This is a genomic window from Deferribacter thermophilus (assembly GCF_049472675.1).
In the GTDB taxonomy this organism is placed as follows: domain Bacteria; phylum Chrysiogenota; class Deferribacteres; order Deferribacterales; family Deferribacteraceae; genus Deferribacter; species Deferribacter thermophilus.
The window spans coordinates 1-21,138 of record NZ_JAPNXM010000016.1 but is presented as its reverse complement, the minus strand read 5'-3'; the positions used below and the strand labels follow the sequence as shown (position 1 = coordinate 21,138).

Annotated in this window: 23 protein-coding genes; 5 read left to right on the top strand and 18 right to left on the bottom strand. The window is 31.2% G+C overall.

Translation table 11 applies throughout. The features are described from left to right. Positions 1 to 138: 138 nt before the first annotated feature. The 13 genes from csrA to OWM07_RS10645 all read right to left on the bottom strand — a co-directional run bounded on the left by csrA (position 139) and on the right by OWM07_RS10645 (position 12,379). Positions 139 to 366 carry a carbon storage regulator CsrA gene (gene csrA, locus OWM07_RS10705; RefSeq protein ID WP_423303732.1) on the bottom strand — a complete coding sequence of 76 codons (228 nt, stop codon included), beginning with the start codon at positions 364 to 366 and terminating at the stop codon, positions 139 to 141. Between the two features lie 5 nt (positions 367 to 371). Beyond that, positions 372 to 839 (bottom strand): flagellar assembly protein FliW, encoded by a 468-nt coding sequence (fliW, locus tag OWM07_RS10700; protein ID WP_423303731.1) that lies wholly within the window; start codon positions 837 to 839, stop codon positions 372 to 374. Positions 840 to 853: 14 nt separating this feature from the next. Continuing rightward, a complete protein-coding gene (locus OWM07_RS10695; RefSeq protein WP_423303730.1) occupies positions 854 to 4,378 on the bottom strand; it encodes a flagellin in 3,525 nt (1,174 codons plus the stop codon). A gap of 9 nt (positions 4,379 to 4,387) precedes the next feature. Then, positions 4,388 to 6,142: a flagellar hook-associated protein FlgK gene (gene flgK / locus OWM07_RS10690; RefSeq protein WP_423303728.1), complete on the bottom strand. Its 1,755-nt coding sequence runs from the start codon at positions 6,140 to 6,142 to the stop codon at positions 4,388 to 4,390. 1 nt (position 6,143) lies between these two features. Beyond that, positions 6,144 to 6,620: a flagellar export chaperone FlgN gene (flgN, locus tag OWM07_RS10685; RefSeq protein ID WP_423303727.1), complete on the bottom strand. Its 477-nt coding sequence runs from the start codon at positions 6,618 to 6,620 to the stop codon at positions 6,144 to 6,146. 37 nt (positions 6,621 to 6,657) lie between these two features. Continuing rightward, positions 6,658 to 6,957, bottom strand: a complete 300-nt coding sequence (gene flgM / locus OWM07_RS10680; protein WP_423303726.1) for a flagellar biosynthesis anti-sigma factor FlgM — start codon at positions 6,955 to 6,957, stop codon at positions 6,658 to 6,660. A 114-nt stretch (positions 6,958 to 7,071) separates the two neighbouring features. Beyond that, the gene (locus tag OWM07_RS10675) at positions 7,072 to 7,410 is read right to left on the bottom strand and encodes a rod-binding protein (protein WP_423303725.1); all 339 of its coding nucleotides are present in this window, start codon (positions 7,408 to 7,410) and stop codon (positions 7,072 to 7,074) included. Beyond that, complete coding sequence (locus tag OWM07_RS10670; RefSeq protein ID WP_423303724.1) at positions 7,410 to 8,498, bottom strand: flagellar basal body P-ring protein FlgI; 1,089 nt, start codon at positions 8,496 to 8,498, stop codon at positions 7,410 to 7,412. Before OWM07_RS10670 ends, OWM07_RS10675 begins: the two co-directional genes overlap by 1 nt. 11 nt (positions 8,499 to 8,509) lie before the next feature. Then, positions 8,510 to 9,223, bottom strand: a complete 714-nt coding sequence (locus tag OWM07_RS10665) for a flagellar basal body L-ring protein FlgH (protein WP_423303723.1) — start codon at positions 9,221 to 9,223, stop codon at positions 8,510 to 8,512. Positions 9,224 to 9,300: 77 nt separating this feature from the next. Next, entirely contained in the window at positions 9,301 to 10,161 is an 861-nt protein-coding gene (gene flgA / locus OWM07_RS10660) for a flagellar basal body P-ring formation chaperone FlgA (protein WP_423303722.1), read from the bottom strand. A 5-nt stretch (positions 10,162 to 10,166) separates the two neighbouring features. Then, positions 10,167 to 10,955: a flagellar basal-body rod protein FlgG gene (gene flgG / locus OWM07_RS10655; RefSeq protein WP_423303721.1), complete on the bottom strand. Its 789-nt coding sequence runs from the start codon at positions 10,953 to 10,955 to the stop codon at positions 10,167 to 10,169. A gap of 36 nt (positions 10,956 to 10,991) precedes the next feature. Continuing rightward, a complete protein-coding gene (locus OWM07_RS10650) occupies positions 10,992 to 11,756 on the bottom strand; it encodes a flagellar hook-basal body protein (protein ID WP_423303720.1) in 765 nt (254 codons plus the stop codon). Beyond that, positions 11,756 to 12,379, bottom strand: coding sequence for a hypothetical protein (locus OWM07_RS10645; RefSeq protein ID WP_423303719.1), 624 nt, complete (start codon positions 12,377 to 12,379; stop codon positions 11,756 to 11,758). Before OWM07_RS10645 ends, OWM07_RS10650 begins: the two co-directional genes overlap by 1 nt. Before the next feature lie 102 nt (positions 12,380 to 12,481). On the opposite strand from OWM07_RS10645, the gene hslV reads away from it, so the two are divergent. Genes hslV through OWM07_RS10630 form a run of 3 tightly spaced genes read left to right on the top strand, consistent with a single transcriptional unit; the run spans position 12,482 to position 15,464 of the window. Continuing rightward, positions 12,482 to 13,009: an ATP-dependent protease subunit HslV gene (gene hslV / locus OWM07_RS10640; protein WP_423303718.1), complete on the top strand. Its 528-nt coding sequence runs from the start codon at positions 12,482 to 12,484 to the stop codon at positions 13,007 to 13,009. Between the two features lies 1 nt (position 13,010). Next, positions 13,011 to 14,336 (top strand): ATP-dependent protease ATPase subunit HslU, encoded by a 1,326-nt coding sequence (gene hslU, locus OWM07_RS10635; RefSeq protein WP_423303717.1) that lies wholly within the window; start codon positions 13,011 to 13,013, stop codon positions 14,334 to 14,336. Positions 14,337 to 14,351: 15 nt separating this feature from the next. Further along, entirely contained in the window at positions 14,352 to 15,464 is a 1,113-nt protein-coding gene (locus OWM07_RS10630) for a pyridoxal phosphate-dependent aminotransferase (protein WP_423303716.1), read from the top strand. Here the strand turns inward: OWM07_RS10630 and OWM07_RS10625 are convergent. Together OWM07_RS10625 and OWM07_RS10620 are read right to left on the bottom strand one after the other, a co-directional pair. After that, the gene (locus OWM07_RS10625) at positions 15,456 to 15,905 is read right to left on the bottom strand and encodes a nucleoside recognition domain-containing protein (protein ID WP_423303715.1); all 450 of its coding nucleotides are present in this window, start codon (positions 15,903 to 15,905) and stop codon (positions 15,456 to 15,458) included. The genes OWM07_RS10630 and OWM07_RS10625 overlap by 9 nt on opposite strands. Next, complete coding sequence (locus tag OWM07_RS10620; RefSeq protein ID WP_423303714.1) at positions 15,890 to 16,318, bottom strand: nucleoside recognition domain-containing protein; 429 nt, start codon at positions 16,316 to 16,318, stop codon at positions 15,890 to 15,892. The genes OWM07_RS10625 and OWM07_RS10620 overlap by 16 nt, the downstream gene beginning before the upstream one ends. Before the next feature lie 416 nt (positions 16,319 to 16,734). On the opposite strand from OWM07_RS10620, the gene OWM07_RS10615 reads away from it, so the two are divergent. Beyond that, positions 16,735 to 17,502, top strand: a complete 768-nt coding sequence (locus OWM07_RS10615; RefSeq protein ID WP_423303713.1) for an MBL fold metallo-hydrolase — start codon at positions 16,735 to 16,737, stop codon at positions 17,500 to 17,502. A gap of 249 nt (positions 17,503 to 17,751) precedes the next feature. Continuing rightward, entirely contained in the window at positions 17,752 to 18,237 is a 486-nt protein-coding gene (locus OWM07_RS10610; RefSeq protein ID WP_423303712.1) for a DUF456 domain-containing protein, read from the top strand. On the opposite strand, the gene OWM07_RS10605 is transcribed toward OWM07_RS10610, so the two are convergent. The 3 genes from OWM07_RS10605 to OWM07_RS10595 are packed head-to-tail and all read right to left on the bottom strand — an operon-like array spanning position 18,229 to position 21,031. Next, positions 18,229 to 18,735: a permease gene (locus OWM07_RS10605; RefSeq protein WP_423303711.1), complete on the bottom strand. Its 507-nt coding sequence runs from the start codon at positions 18,733 to 18,735 to the stop codon at positions 18,229 to 18,231. The genes OWM07_RS10610 and OWM07_RS10605 overlap by 9 nt on opposite strands. Next, positions 18,732 to 19,850: a hypothetical protein gene (locus OWM07_RS10600; RefSeq protein ID WP_423303710.1), complete on the bottom strand. Its 1,119-nt coding sequence runs from the start codon at positions 19,848 to 19,850 to the stop codon at positions 18,732 to 18,734. The genes OWM07_RS10605 and OWM07_RS10600 overlap by 4 nt, the downstream gene beginning before the upstream one ends. Further along, positions 19,847 to 21,031 carry an aminotransferase class I/II-fold pyridoxal phosphate-dependent enzyme gene (locus tag OWM07_RS10595; protein ID WP_423303709.1) on the bottom strand — a complete coding sequence of 395 codons (1,185 nt, stop codon included), beginning with the start codon at positions 21,029 to 21,031 and terminating at the stop codon, positions 19,847 to 19,849. The genes OWM07_RS10600 and OWM07_RS10595 overlap by 4 nt, the downstream gene beginning before the upstream one ends. Positions 21,032 to 21,138: the final 107 nt, after the last annotated feature.

Here is a 21,138-nt window from a genome sequence, read left to right as displayed (position 1 = left end):
ACCGCTCACCAACAGCGGAACGCGTTTATATATAATTTCTACTCTCTTGTCAACTAGTTTTTTTAAAAAATTTAAAACATCTAAAAAATATTAATTTTTCAAATTGGGAAAATTAATATAACTAAATTTTATAAAATTTCAACTGGTTTTTTTAATAAATTCGGCTATTTTTTTAATGTCATCATCTTTAGCTGCAGCTATATTTTCATAAGTAATTGCATCATATATTTCTTTACGATGAACACTTATATTTTTAGGTGCATCAACTCCAAGTCGAACTGATTTGCCGCTTATACTAACGACTTTAACTTCTATATCATCCCCAATGATTATGCTTTCACCTATTTTTCTTGTTAAAACCAGCATAAATATTAATCACCTTCAAACAATGGAGTTTTGATTTGATATTTATCATCATCCAAAATTATCTGTTTTGCAAGTTTTTTCCCTAAATTCACAACCAAAGGAGCTCTCAAATTGATAGTTGCCTCTTTTGGATTATCAGGAACAACAACAATCCCAAAAAATGTTAATTCATTTAAATCCTTAGCTTGCAGAACCTTTAACTCTCTTTTTGGAATTACAGGATTATAGTCATTAAAATAACTTTTGATTGGCAAAACAACAAAAGCCACATTTGGATCTTCTACAGAGTGAAACCATAAAAAAGGAAAATACTCATCATCTTCTAATAATAGAAAATCATGCAAATCTGGAAAACCAAATAAAGGTGAAGCAAGGGTAATTAGATCACTTTCTTTATATTTGATCTGTCCAACTTTTTTTGAATCCAAAACAAACTCTTCCATATCTTTTTCCAATAATACTTTTTTGTTCATTTTATCCTCCTAATTTATCTCAAAAAATCTAAAATTGAAATCTGTAATAATCTTGATGTTGCTGCCAATGCTGCATGGTATGCCTGTTGCGCTAACTGCAACTGTGTGATCGCATCTGTAATATCTACTTCTCTCGAGCCAAGATATTTAGCTTTCAACTCCTCATTGCTCGTTGTAAAGGTCGTATGAAAATTTATTACACTATCAACTCTATTTTGTCGTGTCCCAACAATTGTCAACGCTTCACCTATCTGGGTTTCTGCCCTATCTAATATAGGTAGTTCATAGTCAATTCCAGAGCCTACTGTGGCAGTAAAAGAATCTGTAGCATATAAGTCACCTTTATCAAATCCTAATTTAACACCATCAGCAACTTCATAAGTTTTGCCAGCAGTATCTAAAGAAACTTCATTAATTAGCTCACCTGTCGGCTCACTACTCACCTTTATTTTGACCTCATCACCAGCTTTGTAAAATCCCAAAGTGCCTTCATAATCACCAGAGACATGCAAATTAGAAAATGAACCACTACCTGTCAAAACCAATCTGTTACCCACATTTCCAACTGTTACAGAAATACCGTTTGCATCCAATTCATACTGAATAGTACTTTTTAGTTCATCAATACCACTATAGTTTTTAGCCTTAATTGAGATATTATGTTCAGATCCATTATTATCATATATTGTCAATATCACATTTTCATGAGGATAATCTGACAAATCAATAGTTGCGTCTTTTTGACCAAAAACAGTATTAATGTAATTTGTATCTCCAAAAAATTGGTTAGCTGTATTATTATCATTAGTAGTCACACTTATTTCTTGAGTGCCTTTTCCTGAGTTAAATAATATTTTATTATTTTGATCATCAAAACTCACTGTTATTCCATAATTTCGCAAATCACTATCCTGATTTAATGCATCTATAAATGTATTTACATCCAAAACTCCACTTGTATCAAAATCTATAGGATAGTTTAAAGATACAATGCTATCATTAGTTTTTATGTTAAGTGTAAAATTGAGATTGCTAAAATCTGTTGGTGAATTGACTGAATAAGTTAATTCATTTTGTAAAAAAAATTCATTTTTATTATCCACTGACTCAACTTGATAAACCCATTTATCATTATAATTACCACGGAATTCCCCATCTAAAAATGGGTTTGCAGTGGATCTAAAGTTTTCATCTCTCCAAGCGGAAGGAGCACCTATACCACCTTGAGCAATATTTAGATCTAAAGCATCATATAAATTCTTAAGTGTTTTAAAAACATTTACATTTTCTCCATCTTGAATAATATTCATATCACCAAAATTCAGATTACTATTGGCTTTCAATGCAAGATCAAATATAACATCAGTATTTAATATATCTGAGTTTATTAAAACTTTTACACCATAACCCAAATCAAGCTCTTTATTTGAATAATTCGCACTAAAATTATTAATTTCTTTTATAGTTGATGTTCCAGATGTTACTTTTAAAATATCATTGTTATAGTCATATTCAAAATGCCAAGTACTATCTACACCACCAGTATACTTACCTGAGAAAACAACATTTTTATTTACTTCAGGGTATCCTATACCAGTATTACTTTCGTTAATATTTAATGTAAACCTACTTATTCCATCCCTTAAATCTTCAACTATAAGCTGACCTTCACTTATAGAAGCATCTACACTGTTATCATACAGGTTTTCTATAAACTTTAAAAAATCTCCTACACTTTTACTCTCATTATATGATGGAAATATATCACTCCTAGGGGTTGAAAAATCATGATCCACTAAATTATTTAGTGAATCATATAGCGATGTATCAAAATAAATATCATTCCCCTTATCAACATTTAAGTACTCAAGTGTTATCTTATAACCATTTATGCTCCCATTACCCACATCTACTTTAATATTTTTTAGTAGCCCTTTATCCTTGAGTGCACTCTCAATGTTGTTAAGTGTATCTTGAATATTTGATCCAGTAGAAAATAAAACCTCTACTCCATTTATAATAAGCTTATAATCGGTATTTGGAGATAAGTTATCAAAAGAGTTAAACATTGGTGATAAATTATTACTATCAAACTCTTCAAAATCATCATAACCAAAGAAAAATCTTCTTGATTTTCCAAATGCAACAAAATTGCTATCCCCCGGATTTTGTTCAAAACCGAGTTTATTGTTTTGACTACCTATTACCGTTAATCTCACATAAGCACCAGCTTCTGTAGTAGCTAATAAGATTTTATCGCCATCAGCATAAGCTATAACATAATCTCCAAGCCCTTGATTTGATAATTTGTTATTAATTGTATCTACAACAGCTTCAACATCTTCATACGCTTTTTGGTCAAGAGTTATTTTCTCACTATAACCACCATATTCAACAGTAATTGTTCTTTCATCTTCTGTAGCTTTTGTCATATCGAGAACTACACTGTTTGCTGACCACAGTTTAGCAACACCTACTGGCATACCAAGATGATCAGTACCACTTACCTCAATATAATCAGCTTCAGAAACATTTATATTGTCTATTTCTAAAAATTTAGCAGTTTCCGTTATAGGCAAACCATTTATTGTATTAAAGCCCGTACCTTTTAGTATTCTATTTGTTGCTAAAAATACATCTTTGCCAGTAAGATTTAATGTTACATCTTGCGAATAACCAATTTTGGCATTTATTTTCCCTTCATCGCCGTGATATCTAATATCATCTCCAGGCTTATAATTAAAAGAAATCTTTGCTCCCTGAAAATCGCTAAAATTATCTTCCGATAATTTTATTCCAAACCCAACTCCTAAATTAATAACTTTGTTAGGGCTGTATTTTACATACATTTCTGTGGTAGCAATATTCCCATTTTTTGCTGATTCATCACTACTATTTGAATCTATAAAAACTTTATTGCCAGATGAATCATACAAAATAACTTTTATTAACTCAGCACTTCCATTGACTTTTTGAATATCGACAGTGTAATTCCCTTCATCAATCTCTTTTAAATCTGCAAAAGTCCTTTTTTTAATTATTTCAAGGCCTTGACTACCACTATCTATCGTAACACCTTTTATTTCTTTATTATCATAACTAAAAGGTTTTGTATCTGTTTTATATCCAGCAAAAATGTATCTTCCAAAATAATTAGCATTTCCGATACTAACCATTGAATCAAGGATATTTTTTACATCACCTGCTAAAGCCTTTCTACTTGTTTCATTTTGAGAATCATTCAAACCAGCAAGTGCATACTCATTTTTTGCTTTACTAATAAGTGATGATGCATTTTGTAATTCATTATCTTCATTTGTAAGCCATGTTAACGCATTATCAGCGTTTCTTTTGAATTGCTCCATTTCATCAATCATTCTTTGAATATTTATAGCACTTGCATAATATACAGGATCAGACTCAGGGTTTAATAGATTTCTCCCTTTATTAACTTTATCATTGGCAATTGTCATGCGCTCTAAACTTTTTCTTATATTATCCTGATTTTTAATATACAAAGTGTTAAAAGTAACTCTCATAAATTACCTCTATCTACCAACTGTACCTGTACCATTTATCAACCTATCAAGCATCTCATCAACAGCAGTAATAAATCTAGCATTAGCCTCATAAGCTTTTTGAAATTTAATTAGATTTGTAAACTCTTCATCCAAGGATACACCTTTTACTTCATCGAGTTTCAAAGTTAACTGATTAACTGCTTCTCTCTTAGCATCAAGATATGTATCCACCTCTCTTTTATCACTTGCAATCTGAGATACAAAAACCGTATAAAACTGATCAAAAGTAATACCTTTCGAATCAAAGGCTTTTTCATATTTTAGATTTGAAATTTCAAGCGCAACCTGATTATCCCCTGGTTCACCTGTTTTACTAGTTGCAATAAATGAATTGTCATTTTTAACTATATCATTAAGTTCTATCGATTTGGCATCTACCCCTTTAAAATAACCATATAAACCTAAGGCAGCTAAAATATTTGAATTATCTTCACTAAAACTAAAAGTATATCCATCTTCCACCTGAATTTTTAACTTTCCACCTTCAGACAGAAAAGCTTGTATCCTTCCACCTGCTGGGTTACCATCCGCTTGAGAAATCTTTTCAATTACTGAATTTAAACTATCTTTTGATGGGTCAACTTCTATATCAAAATCGTTAACTTTAAGACCTTCAGAGTTGTAAACAGTAATCCTAAAAACCCCTTTACTCACATCATAAGGCAATTTACCTGGATCTTCGGAAAATTTATAACTAGGATTTTCAACACTATTTGTAGAAGTAATTTGGCTAAATCGTTTTAATCCTTGTCCTAATGAATGTAATTGGTTTGTCTTTAGGATTAAATTCTTTGCAAATTCATCTAATGAATTTAAATAACCTTTTAATATTTCATCCCTTGATTTTAGCTCAGCATAAATCCTACCCGAACTGATTTTATCAGTTATGTTAACCTGTGCTTTATCTATTAAACTTGCTCCCCAATATATATCATAGTGTCCATCATTTTCATCGTTCTCAACAACATACAAGTTATTTGGAGTAGATCCATCTACTATAGCAATCCCTCCAACAAATACGCTCATTTGCCCATCTTTTCTTTCAAATGTTTTGATGTTAACAAGTTCTGCTAATTTATTTAATAATAGCTCTCTTTTATCTCTCATATCATTTGCATGATCACCACCAGATTCAGTTTTTGCAATTTGGAAGTTATAATATGCTATATTCTTTGCTATATCATTTATTTCATTTATATATTCCTTAATATTTTCATCTGCCCTATCTCTAAGAGCCTCTATAGATTGATAACCTTCATGAATCTTTTGAACCAGAGTTTTACTTTTTTCTATTAAAGCCACTCTTTTTACTGTAGCTTCATCAGAATTATCTGGAGCAGTGTTTGCTAAATCACTCCATGCATTAAAATAATCTTTTAGCGCATCACCAAGCCCTGATCCAGCTTCAAGCTCATTAAAATAGATCTCAACATTTTCTAAAGCCTGTTGTAAGGATTCGTAGTATTTTAACCCTGATGTTGATTCCCTAAGATTTTTAGCCAAAACATCATCGTATGTCCTCATAACCGAAGAAACCTTTGCCCCTCTCCCAAAAGGGCCAGGGTGAACCAATAGAGGAATTTCAGTTTCAATACTTATCCTTTGCCTTGAGTAACCTTCTGTATTTACATTCGCAATATTATGACCTGTGACATCTATACCTGCCTGAGAAACCATCAATCCAGAAACACCTGTTTGAAATATTCCAAAAATATTTGCCATGTTAACCCCTATTAACTACTCTACTATAAACTGGAGCCCCTTTTGGACTATAACCACTTTTTTCATCCATAACGCCAACTCTTGAAAAAAAGTCAGAAATAAGCTTTAAATTTGTATTATAAAGAACTTTTACTTTATTATTTTCAGCAGATATCTTATCAATAAGCGCTAAAAGTTCATCTCTTAAGCTTATTATCTCTTCTCTTAATTTGTGATCTTCCAAATTCTTTAGAATATCATCTATATTATTAATTTCTATATTCAATTCATCCTTTAATTTTTTTTCAATATTCTTCCTAGACTCCTCCAACATTTTTTCTTTATAAAAAAATGTATCTTTAATTTTAGGTAACTCCATCATTCTATCTATATCCCAGTTGATAATAATATCTTTTTCGTCCATAAGTAATTGATATAGCTCTTCATATAGTCTTTTCTGGTCTTTGAGCACAGAAATAAGGTTCTGGATTGTTTCCATTATAGCCTCCAATTTTAATATCTGTTAAGAGTTGCAGTTAGAAGAGATTATCTATTGCGAGGTTTACTATCTTTTCTGCTACTTTTTTACCAGTAACATCGTAAGTGCCGGCTTCTATACTTTTCTTTAACTGGTCAATTTTTTCTTTCCTAACATCAGACGCTTCTTTAATCTTTTGTTTTAAATTATCTATCTTTTGTCTGTCAACGGAAAACTCAACCCTATCCTTCTTTTCAGATCTTACATCAACATTTTTATTATCTCTTTGAATATCTTTCTTATTATCAATTTTTACCAAATTTTCATAACCTAATTTAACCTTATCTTCGATCCTCATAATTGCCTCCAACCACGCCTATAACAAATATCGGCACTTACTGTTTAAACTTTAGCAAAAAATATAAACTTAAACAACCTCTTCTAACTGCAACTAAAAAAAGTTAAGCAACAATTATGCCAAAATATTTTTATGATTTGCTCTATTTTCTGTTATTTTTTTCCCATAATTAGAGTAAACATTTCCCACCAAGTTTTTTGATAAAAATTCGAACAACAGATCTTTCACACCATTGTTGCTCTTTTCTGCAGCTAATTTTGATACTTCCATATAAAGCATATCACGATATATATCATCAGCTAGTGATTTTTTTAGTAAGCCATCATTAAATACTGTTTTATTTGTTTTAAACATTTCATGGTAAAGCAATGCTTCAAAATCTGCACAAGCCTTTTTAAGCTTTTCAAGTTTTAATTCTTGATGAGAAAAGTTATCAACTTTTGACACTTTCATCAAATTACCTCCAAATCCCCTTGTAAAGCACCTGCTGCTTTTATAGCCTGCAATATTGCAATCAAATCCCTAGGTGTAACACCAAGTGAATTTAAAGCCTTAACCAAGTCACTAATTCTTACCCCTTCTGGGATAACCATTAATTTTGCTTCCTCCTCTTTTACTTCAGTATTTTGATTTGTTGTAACAACAGTCTTACCCTGCGATAAAGGTGCAGGTTGACTAATCTCAACAGTATTCGTAATTTTTATAGTGAGATTTCCATGCGAAACAGCAACAGTACTGATTCTAACATCTGAACCCATAACAATTGTCCCAGTTCTTTCATCAACAACAACTTTTGATGAGGGCTCTGGATCAATTTCGATGTTCATTATTGTAGCTAAAAAATCGTAAAACCTATCTTTATAACCATCAGGGATCATTATTTTTATAGTTTTTGGAGTATCAGCAAAAGCAATTTCCTTTTTAAAAAACCTATTAATTGCATTTTTTGCTTTTACTAAATCTGTGAGGCTATCCCTCTCAAAATCCAATACTATAAAATTCTTGTCTAAACTAAATGGTACTTCCCTTTCTATCAAAGCACCATTTGGAATCCTACCCACTGTTGGATGATTTTTCACAGTACCTCCCCCACCAGATGAAACATTCATCCCTCCTACAGATAAAGGCCCTTGTGCTACAGCATATATTTTCCCATCTGGGCCAGAAAGCGGAGTCATTAGCAAAGTCCCACCTTCTAAACTTTTTGCATCACCAATTGATGAGACCGTAACATCTATTCTGGTGCCTTCTTTGGCAAATGGAGGAAGTTTTGCTGTAACCATTACTGCAGCAACATTTTTTACCTTAACTTTATTTTTGTCTACAGTAATCCCCATTCTATCAAGCATATTAACAAGTGATTGAATAGTAAACTCAGTCCCAGACTTATCCCCAGTACCATTTAAACCAACAACTAAACCATAACCAATTAATTGATTATCCCTTATACCATCAACTTTTGCTATATCTCTAATTTTTACATAGGCAAACGAGTTGACTGCAAAAAGTAAGCAGAATAGTAAATAAAATAATTTTCTCATAATCCAACCTCCTAAAATGGCCATACCCAATCAATTACATTTGCAAGCCAACCTTTTTTGTTTGCATCACTTAAAACACCTTTGCCGCTATATGTTATTTGGGCATCAGCAATAGCTGTTGATAATACAGTATTAGATGCATCAATATCTTTTTGTCTAATAACACCTCTAACTGAAATGATCTGCTTTTCCTGATCAACAATAATCTCTCTATGCCCTTCTATTACTAAATTGCCTGAAGGTAAAACATCCACAACTCTAGCTGCAATGGTAGCAGTAACTTGATCCGATTTTTGTTTCTGCCCTTTTCCATTAAAGGAGTTTGAAGTAGATGCATCAATATTTGGATCAAATTGATTTCCAGAATTAAGAAAATTGTTCATACCTAAATTCGTGGGTAAACCAAGTAAACTCGTTATACCCATTTTATATGATGTGGACTTTGATGTTTTTGTAGTATTTGAATTTGTAGCTGAAGAAGATTCTACTATCTTAACTATTACAATATCTCCAACTTTTCTACCTTTATAATCTAAAAAGAAAGTGCCATAGTTCCCAATATCTGTCCACAATGAAGGGGAAGGTTTCCTTTGAGCCTGATACTTTTCATATTCCTCAATCTCTTTTTTGTAATTTGTAGTTGGAACTTCTGTAACTACTTTCTTTGCACAACCGATGACCAAAAAACTAAAAATTAATATAAAAGAAATGACACATTTTTTCATCTTAACCCTCTTTACTTGTTATTAACATTGTTTATTAAGCAAGAAGTTTGCCAGAATTACTGAGAAAATTTTTCCTTCTAATTTTCTTTAATAATTACAATTCCATTGCCAAGATATTTTGCCATGATTGTTTTATTTGATGTGGGGTTTATTACTTCAACCATATCCCCTTTATATGCATCCTCTTTTAATACCCCTTTTGCTTCTACAAAGATATACTTACTTTGATAAATCAATTTAACTGGTTCACCTTTAAAGGCATCAGGCTTATTTTTAATTAAATCCATTGTTATTACTCGGTTTTTAGGTATTGTTCTCTTTGCTATTTTATCTTTTATATCAAAGTGTAACCCACCTTTAATCTGTGATATATCAACCTTTTTTTTATAAACTTTATCTCTTATCGTCTCCCCTTTCTTGATCCTCACTTTAGAAATATATACCTCTTTAAATCCTCTCACATAAGCATATATTTTATAATTTTTATAAAAAGTGGATAAATTAAAATATACAGAGCCAAAATGATCATCATTTAAAAAATTAAATTTATACCCTTTATCTTTACTATATAAAATATCTTTTGGCGCAGTAACTCTTTTAATCTCAATTTCTACATCAGGATATTTGTTTTTATACAAATTAGTAATCTCATTTTTTATCGTATTTTCATCTATTTTTAACCCTTTTCTTAAAACAGTGATAATTCCATCATTACCAAATTTTAATTGATTATACCCTTTTTCATAAAGTTTATTTAATAAAGTTTGATGAATAATTTTTTTCTCCCCAGGTATAAAACCACACAAAAACACATCTTTCTTTCCATCATAGAAAAGGTCGCTATCATACAAACAGTCACGATTTATAGTTATCTCTGCAGCATAAGAAACAAATGTAACAAGCAATAATAAAATTAAAGTAATAATGCTACGATACACTATTTTTACCTCTTAAGGTTATTTACTATTTGCAACATTTCATCACCAGTTTGAATAGCTTTAGAATTAATTTCATAAGCTCTTTGACCAGTAATAAGATTTACCATTTCTTCAACAACATTTACATTACTCATTTCTAATATCCCTTGTGCCAATGTTCCAAAACCGTCTTCACCAGGAATACCTGTAATAGGCTCACCGCTTGCAGCAGTCTGTAAATAAATATTTTTCCCAATTGAACGAAGTCCAGATGGATTTATAAATTTAGCTAATTCTATCTGCCCAAGCTCTGTGGGTTCTGCTTCACCTGGCAAAGTAACAGAAACAGTACCATCTTCACCCACTATTATTTCAAGAGCATTTTCTGGGATAGCAATATTTGGCTCTAATAAATAACCTTGAGCTGTTACTAAATTTCCATCTGCATCAACCTTAAAGGAGCCGTTTCTTGTATACCCTATAGTTCCATCAGGCAGAGTAACCTGAAAAAATCCATCCCCTTCTATAGCAACATCCAAAGGATTACCTGTTTGCTGAAAATTTCCTTGTGAAAAAATTTTTTCCGTTGAAACCACTTTTGAACCAAGTCCTATCTGAATCCCTGTTGGATGATTTATTCCAGCAGCTGTTACTCCACCAGCAGGTTTAATCTCTTGATATAAAAGATCTTCAAAATTGACACGTGATTTTTTAAAACCAGCAGTATTAACATTTGCAAGATTGTTTGAAATATTATCAATATTTATCTGCTGAGTAGTCATTCCACTTGCTGCTGTCCATAGTGTTCTTAGCATTGTTTACCCCCTAAATTATTTATATTTAATTCATACTTATGCTAATCTTCCTATATCGTTTGATGTTCTACTATTAATTTCATCTATGGTTTGTATAACCTTTTGATATGTTTCAAACCCTCTCATTGCATCAATTATGGCAACCATCTCTTTTACTGGATTGACATTACTCCCCTCTAAAAAACCTTGCTTAACAACTGGAGATTCTGACTCATCTGGCACAAAACCTATTGCAGCATAAAGATTTCTACCCATCTTTTGCATTTTAGATGGGTCATCAACTTCAGCGATAAAAAGCTGATCAACTATAGCTCCATTGACAAGAATTTCCCCTTTTTCCGTAATAGTTATATCGCCATCAGGAAGAATTATACCTTCATTGTTTTCATAGTTTCTGGATAAAACTGGAAATCCATCTTTATTAACAAGTCTTCTATCTTTATCTAAAGTAAAATGACCATCACGAGTAAACCTTATACCAAAAGGTGTTTCTACAGCAAAAAATGTGTTTTTCGTTTCAAGCGCTAAATCCAATTTATTGCCTGTGTGCATTAAATTACCAGATTCAAAATCTGTAAAAACAGAATGCAAAGAAACTGTATTGTTAATCGTTTTATTATATTCACTTTGCCTAATCAAACCCTGCGGGTTCCTCTCATCTTTATACAAATAGTTTGTAAAAACTGCATCTTCCCTTTTATATGAAGTAGTGTTGATATTAGCCAAATTATTACTAATAATTTCAATTTTTCTATTTAACGCTAACATTCCACTTGTTGCTGTATAAAGCCCATTTAACATTACGCACCTCTCTCAAAAGCTTTAGGGAGCTGTTTTTTAAATAAAAACTCTAAAGTTTTCAAAGTTATATATGAAGTTGGCTTAGCAGACTTTGTGGGGTAATACCAAAAATTTTCATCAGATTTCGAAACTCCTTTTACTTTACTATAAAAAACTACATTTTCCTTTTTATCAAAGATAGTTAAATTAATCTCTGAAAAATTCTCCCCAACATTTTTTGTCAACGAGCCTTTTACAAAAGTAAATGCTATATAATCGGCTTCATTCAAATTGTTTGTAATTAATGAAAATTTGTTCATCGTTATATAATTTTTGATAGCTGTTTGAATTGTCTCATCATAAGTTATTTTATCTCCAAGCTGTTTTTTTAAAGGCATAATATATATTTTTTTATTTTTACTAATTATTCTACTTGAATAAGCACTATCTTCTACTATTTTAACTTTTGTTTTATCATACAATAAGGATGAAAAGTTAGTTTTAGCTTCAATAAGAGCAGCCAAATAAAGATATCCATTGTCAAGAGGGGTTCTTATAGCTTTACTAAAGTTTTTCACAGTTGTTGAATGATAAGAACAGCCAAGCAAAAAAATAATTACCAAGCAAGGAAAAATTTTCCTCATTTCTACCTCCTACAATTATAAAAGCAACATGAATGCCAAAAATAACATTTGAAAGTTTTCCCTTTTTGCATATTATAAGCTTAGCTTACAGGGAGGTAATCAATGTTTAAAGGAACAACAATCTTAGCGGTAAAAAAAGATGGTAAAATTGCTGTAGGTGGAGATGGCCAAGTTACTTTTGGTCATACAGTTTTAAAACATAATGCAAAAAAAGTAAGAAAAATCTACAACGATAATGTTATATGTGGATTTGCTGGCTCAACTGCTGATGCTTTTACACTAATGGAAAGGTTTGAAAAAAAATTAAATGAATACAGTGGTCAATTGTTAAGAGCTGCCGTAGAGTTAGCTAAAGATTGGAGGACTGACAAATATCTTAGAAGATTAGAAGCAATGATGATAGTAGCTGATAAAAATAATATATATATATTAACTGGTAATGGTGATGTTGTAGAGCCCAATAACAATGTAGCCGCAATAGGTTCTGGTGGTCCCTATGCCCAAGCAGCTGCAACAGCACTTGTGGAAAATACTGATTTAAGCGCCAGAGAAATTGTAGAAAAATCATTAAACATAGCTGCTTCTATATGTATTTATACAAATAATAATTTAATCATAGAGGAGTTTTAGTATGGAAAATTTGACACCTAAACAGATAGTTGCAGAACTTGATAAATATATTGTAGGTCAAAAGGCTGCAAAAAAGGCTGTTGCTATTGCCCTTAGGAATAGATGGAGAAGATTACAGTTACCAGAAAAATTACAGGATGAAATTGCACCCAAAAATATTATCATGATTGGACCAACTGGGGTAGGTAAAACAGAAATTGCCAGAAGATTAGCAAAATTGACAAAATCTCCCTTTATAAAAGTTGAAGCAAGTAAATTTACAGAAGTTGGTTATGTAGGTAGAGATGTGGAATCTATGATACGAGATTTAACAGAGATCGCTATAAATATGGTAAAATCTGAGAAAAAAGAAGAGGTTAGAGAAAAAGCACGAAGAAATGCCGAAGAGAGAATTTTAGATTTGCTCTTACCAAGACCCTCTGGTTTTGCCAGCTCCCCATCAGATGATGAAACAAGGGAAAAATTTAGAAAAATGCTAAGAGAAGGTAAGCTTGATGATAGATTTGTAGAAGTTGATTTGGATGAACCTGGACCACATATAGAAGTTTTGACTAATGTGGGGATGGAAGACTTAGGTATTAATATTCAAGATATGTTTAAAAACCTATTTCCAGGTAAAAAAAGAAAGAAAAAAGTTAAAATTAAAGAAGCCTTAGAAGTATTGGAAACTCAAGAAGCTAATAAACTGATTGATATGGATGAAGTAAAAAGCTTGGCTATCAAGAGGGTAGAACAATCTGGTATAGTATTTATAGATGAAATCGATAAAATTTGCTCAAGAGATAGTGGTAGTTTTAGAGGTGCAGATGTTTCTCGAGAGGGGGTTCAAAGAGACTTACTGCCCATTATCGAAGGTTCTACAGTAATGACAAAGTATGGAATGGTCAAAACAGACCATATACTTTTTATCGCAGCAGGTGCATTCCATATTTCAAAACCATCTGATTTAATACCTGAGCTACAAGGAAGATTCCCTATTAGGGTAGAATTGGATTCATTGACTAAAGAAGATTTTGTCAGAATACTTACAGAGCCTGAAAATGCTTTGACAAAACAGTATAGAGCACTACTTAAAGCTGATGGTGTTGATATTGAATACACAAATGATGGAATTGAAAAAATAGCTGAAATTGCTTCTTATGTAAACAAAACAAGTGAAAATATAGGTGCAAGAAGATTACACACTATTATGGAAAAATTATTAGAAGAGATCTCCTTTGAAGCTCCTGATATTGAAAACAAGCATATTGTAATTGATGCAAAATATGTAGAAGAAAAACTTTCTGGAATAATAAAAGATGAAAATTTAACAAAATATGTATTATAATTAAATGAGGTTCTTATGAAAAACTTTGAAATTGATCCTTTCATTGTAATGGATATTATCAGAGAGTCACGCAAACATGATGATTCAATCCATTTTGAAGTAGGCGAACCAGATATAAAACCAAGCCCAAAAGTAGTAGAAATGATGAAAAATAAAATTGAGGAATCATTTGGTTATACTGAATCTAAAGGGATTTTACCTTTAAGAGAAAAGATTTCTGAGTTTTATAAGAAAAAATATAACTTAAATATTGATCCTGAAAGAATAATTGTCACAATGGGCACATCCTCTGCATTCAGTTTAGCATTCTCCCTACTTTGTCAAAATCATGATTATATAGCTTTTAGCGACCCTACTTACCCATGTTATAAAAACATTGCAAAGATATTAAAAACTAAATATTTATCCATACCTGTTGATAAAACAACAAATTATCAGATTACACCTGATATGTTAAAAAATAAAAAGATTAAAGCCTTACTCATCTCTTCTCCAGCCAACCCTACAGGTACTATTTATGATAAAAACAATTTAATTGATATATCTAATTATTGTGAAAAAAATGGTATCTATATTATATCAGATGAAATTTATCATGGATTAGTTTATGAAGATTTTAAAGAGTATTCTGCATTAGAGTTTAACGATAATGCTATTGTAATCAACGGTTTTTCAAAATATTTCTGTATGCCAGGGATTAGGGCTGGATGGATTATCTTACCAAACTCACTTATCAGAATGGGTGAAATTTTACAGCAAAATATGTTTATCTCAGCACCTACAATCAGTCAATATGCTGGACTTGCAGCCTTTGATTACGAATATTTAAACTATGTTAAAACCGTTTATGAAAAAAGAAGGGATTTTCTCTATAATGAGTTAAAAGAGATTTTTGATATCGAAACTGTTCCTCAAGGTGGATTTTATATCTGGGCAAACTGTGAAAAATACACAAACAATTCCTTTGAATTTTGCAAAAAAATCCTGAATGAAATTAAAGTTGCAATTACCCCTGGAGTTGATTTTGGCAAAAATAATACTGAAAAATATATAAGGTTTGCCTTTACTCGAGAAATAAAGCACATGAAAGAAGGGGTAGAACGATTAAAAAAGTTTTTGTTAGCCTAAATTATCGCTATTAAATTTAACAAACTTTGAAATTATAACAGCCACTAACAAAGCTAAAATTATCCTTGTCCCAAGAATAATAAAGCCATTCCCCCCTAAAGCAACAAAAAGTAAAGTATCTTCAAAAACAGCATGACAAACTGATAAAAACAGACTTGATAAAAAAATATCTTTGCTACTCATTTTACCACTCATTGCATTTCTAATCAGAACCCCAGCACCGTAAGCTATCCCCAAAACAAGACCAACCACCATTGTAATTGTAGAATTAGGTGTAAATCCCACTTTTTTCAATGGCCTTTGTAAAATTTCCTGTATTTTGTTATAAAGTTTTGAATCCTCAAAAAATTCATAAGCTATCATTATAAAAACTATTACTAAAAAAAGTTTTAAAGAAAGTTTAAATGCGTTTGTTGCTGATGTTATTAAATCAAATTCCATATTAAATTCACCAAAATCCCAGTAATTATTGCTAATATAACCCTAAAACTAATTGTAATATAAAGCTTAACTCCAGATTTAGACAAAACTACACCTTCGACAATGAGATTATGAGCTATCCCCAACACTATCCCAATAATAGTAATCTGTTTTGCCGATAAATCCATAGCAGCCATAGATCCAAGTGCAGGATACAGATTTATCAAAAAACCAGAGACTAAAACAATAGCTGCTTCACCAGGCAAACCCATTAATCTTGTAATAGGCTCAAAAATAAAGCTAATTTTATCAAGAAAACCTACAGCTTTTAAAAAATCCACCAAAACATAAAATGGGAATGTATAAATTATTATTTTACTACTAACATTAACCCCTTTTCTAAACCCATTTAAAAATTTATCTAAGATACTCATTTTCCCCTTTTTAAAATATTACAAAACTCAAAAAATACCTCATAGTATTTATAGAATAATATAGTAACAATCAAGCCTGTAATTGCAATTATTATGTTAGGATAATTTTATCATTTATTTACCTAACATTTTCATACATTTTATGGGTTATACAAAAAGTTTAAATTTATCTAAAAAATTTGCTATAATGACTTTGATTTATAACAAGCTTTGAGCTCACCAACTAATTTTGTGGCTAATACAAGGTTAACTCCAACTTCTTAATCATCATTAAATTTCTAAGAAACCTTTAAACTTATCTTAATCATACCTATTTCTAACTTTTATCTCTTTGTCACTTTTACCAGCTAAAACTGTTTTTATAGCATTTTAAATATTTGTTGATTTAAAATTATTTTCTTATTAATATAAAAATAATGATATATTTAAATGTCGTATCCTCAGGAAGTAAAGGCAATTGTTATACAATAAATACTGATGATTCTTTGATTATTGTTGATATCGGCACATCCTTTTCGAAACTAAAAGATACACTATCTAACATTAACTTAGATCAAAAAGAACTTTTTCTTTTTTTAACCCATGAACATCTTGATCATACAAAAGGGCTAAAATCTTTACTCACCAATTTCAAACCAAATGTTTTTTGCAGCATGGGTACTGCTATTGAGATTTCAAAGAAATATGAAATTGATCCTTCTAATTTTTATATTTTAGATGTGGGTAAAATCTATAAAATAGATGGTTTTGAAGTAATTCCTTTTAAAGTATTACATGATGGTGCAGAACCTTTTGGATATCATTTTGTTATAAATGGTAAAGGGGTAACATTTTCCACAGATTTAGGTGTAGTTACTGATGATATTATTGAATATTTAAACGATTCTCACCTTGCCATACTTGAATCTAACTATGAAGATAGTTTACTTCAAAACGGCAGTTACCCTGGATTTTTAAAAAAAAGAATTGAGTCTATTAAAGGGCACTTATCTAACAGGCAGGCAATTAATACTTTAAGTATGATAAACACAAAAAAGCTTCATACAGTTTTTCTTGGCCACATTAGTGAGGAAAATAATCGATACGAAATCATAGAAAAATATGTATCATACTGTAATTCTCATTTTCATTTTACAACGAAATATTTAAAACAGAAAGAAAGTATAGAAAATATACCAATATAAAATAGATTTTTATAAACCAATAATGGGAAACATCTTTTGGCTCTGAATATCAATTTTAATACTTTAGGCTTTTTAAGTCAGAATTGCAAAAGCTTGGCTGTATAGGTAGGAAATTTTTAACCTTTATAAAATTTACTAAGTTGTTTTTCATATATATATTATATTATATTATTTTTTTAATAAATTACTTGATAATATCCATCTTATAATTAAAATGTTTATAGTTACACCACTTTTTGAGGTGCTAATTTGTTTTTCAAAACTCTTTTAATTATTTTGCAGTCTTTATCAATAATTACAACACTTTTTGGTTTACCAGGTAATATTATTTCTTTAGTTTTTCCATTGATTGCCTATTTATTACACTGGATTACACTCAAATATTTTATTATCATTACAATATTAATAGTTTTAGGTGAAATATTAGAATTTTTTGCAGGGCTTTTTACTACAAAAGCTGATGGACTTGAAAAAGGGACTTACACTTTTTCTATAATTACAGGGATTATATTAAGTATTTTTATGGCACCTTTTTTATTGGGTATCGGAGCTCTAATTGGTGCTTTCTTAGGAGCTTTTTTAGGAGCAGTAATCTTTGAATACTTTAAACATGCAGATATGAATAAAGCCATAAAAAGAGGCATTGCAGTTTTTAAAGGTAGAGTACTTGGAACTTTTATTAAACTTGCGATAGGTTTTTCTACAGTAATCATAATGGGTGTAAATCTATTTTAATAAACCGTTGATAAAATTTGCAATAATTCCTGCTAAAATTGGGAAAAATATTGTACTTACAACTCTTAATACGGTAAATTTTAATCCCAAAATACCTACTTCAAGAGGAAGCCTTGCTACCCCCCATATTGACCAAGCAGTTACAAAAGATACCATTGCTCCAATAGAAGCCCCTTTTTCCATAAGTGAAAGAGCTAATGGAAAACTAACATAAGGGCCACCTGGAGTAAGAGCTCCAGCGATTGCCGCAGCAATTATACCTTTTAAACCTGAACCTTCTCCAAAAAATTTGACAATAAACTCTTTTGGAACCAATACCTGAACAAACCCTGCAATAATAAATGCAAAAACAAGAAGTGGTATTATATTTTTAAACATATTAAAAGAGATATTAAAACCTTTGGCAACAGATGCTTCTTTATTAAAATATGCACAAATAATCAAAAAAGCTGCCAAAGATGCCATGATGATTGTTGGGATAATCAAATTATTTTTCATAACTTTTTAAAATAAATTCTATAGGTTTTATAAACATAAGCACCCATCTTTTCCAGAGCTAATCTCATCGGCTTATTAGTTTCCAATATCCATGAAAGCTCACCTTTATAAAATCCATGTTTAAACCCATTTTCGAATGTCTTATAGTATAAAAGATAATCAAGCCCTTTCCCTCTGAATTTTTCCACGATACCAAGTGTTATCACTCTTGCAAAATCTATTTTCTTAAAATTTTTTATAAACTTAAAAAATCCAAAAGGGAAAAGCCTCCCTTTCAGCTCTATTAAAATCTGATTGATATCAGGCAAAGTAAGAGAAAAGCCCACAGGCTCCCCTTCATATTCTGCAATTATACATAAATCAGGTATTAATATACTTTTTAGGTTTTTTGCCATGAAGTCAAACTCTTTCTCTGTCATGGGGACAAAGCCCCAGTTTTTCTCCCAGGCACTGTTATAAACCTTTTTTACCTTATCTAATTCCTCATTAAATCTTTTCATATTTACAGAGCGCAAATCAACTTTTAGCCTTTCCCTTAAGAGTTTGTAAGCTCTCTTTGCCCTTTCAGGGAAATCCTCAACCTCAATCTTATATGCTAACAAATCCATCTCTTTTGAATATCCATTTGATTCTATCAATGCTGGGTAATAGTCATAATTATATGTCATCATTACTACTGGTGGTTCATCATATCGATTCATTAAAACACCAACTTCATGATTGGTGGAGAAATTAAAAGGGCCAATAACCTTTTTTATCCCTTCTTGTTTAAGAAAATTTTCTACTTTTTCAAAAAGGCTTTTTGCAACATCTAAGTCATTAATTGAGTCAAAAAAACCAAAATAACCAGTTTTCTCCCCATGAAATTCTATAAAATTATAATCAATAATACCAGCAACCCTTCCAACCAATTTTCCATCTTTTTCAGCTAAAAAATATTTTACCTTTGCATGCTCAAAAAAAGGGTTTTTTTTAGGATTAAAAAACTCTTTTCTCTCCATCTTAAGATGGTGGACATAAAAGGGGCAATCTTTATAAAGGATATGAGGGAAATTTATAAAATCATTAAGATTTGAATCGACATCAAGCTCAATAATTTTTACAGGTGAATTCACACCAAAACACCAAGCTGTCTTGTCACTTTCTCAATTTTCTCTAAAGCAAAATCTATTTGCTCAAAGGTATGATTGGCCATCACAGATAATCTAATAATCGCTTTTCCTGGCTCAACAGCAGGAGTCACTACAGGATTAACAAAAACCCCTTCATTTAAAAGCATCATACACGCTTTGAATACATCCAAATCTGTACCTATTTGCACAGGTATAATTGGGCTTACACTTTTACCGGTATCAAGGCCAAGCTCTTGTAGCCCCTTTCTAAGCCTGTTTGTATTTGCCCAAAGCTTTTCTATCCTTTCAGGCTCACTCTTCATAATTTCCAAAGCAGCTTTTACTGCAGCTGCATTAGCAGGCGACATAGAAGCTGAGAAAATCAGAGCTCTTGAATGATGTTTTAAATAATCTATCACCTCTTTACTTGAAGCAATAAACCCTCCAAGTGAAGCAAAAGATTTTGAAAATGTCCCCATAATTATCGCCACTTCATCAGTCAAACCAAAATGGTCAGCTGTCCCTCTACCATTTTTCCCAAAAACACCGATACCATGAGCATCATCAACCATAACTTCAGCGTTGTATTTTTTAGCAAGTTCAACAATATTTGGCAGATCAGCCAAATCCCCCTCCATGCTGTAAACACCATCAACAACTATCAACTTCCCTCTATCATATTCTAAAGATGATAGTAACTTTTCTAAAGCTTTTATATCGTTATGGGGGAATCTAAGCATCTTACCAAGAGTTAATCTACAACCCTCTATAATTGATGCATGAACAAGCTTATCTACTATCACATATTCACTTCTACCGACAAGTGGAGCTATTGCACCCTGATTTGCCTGAAAACCTGTAGAATAGAGTATTGCTGCTTCTTTCCCAACAAACTCAGCCAAAGCTTCTTCTAACTCTATATGGATATCAAGAGTACCATTTAAAAATCTGGAACCTGCACACCCAGTGCCATATTTTTTAATAGCTTCAATTGCAGCCACTTTTACTTTTGGATGATTAGTGAGCCCAAGATAAGAGTTTGAACCAAGCATCAAGACTTTTTTACCATTGATAAAGACTTCGGTATCCTGTTCTGATTCAATAACTCTAAAATAAGGGTACAACCCTAATCTTCTTACCTTTTCAGCTTCATCAAAATTATAAACCTTATCTAATAAACCCAATCAAACCTCCCAAATTAAAAGATTAAATTTTATAAAGGGTGTTGCACAGTAAAATTTATATAACATATTGATATTTAATCTATTTTCTGCTAAATTATGCTTAATTT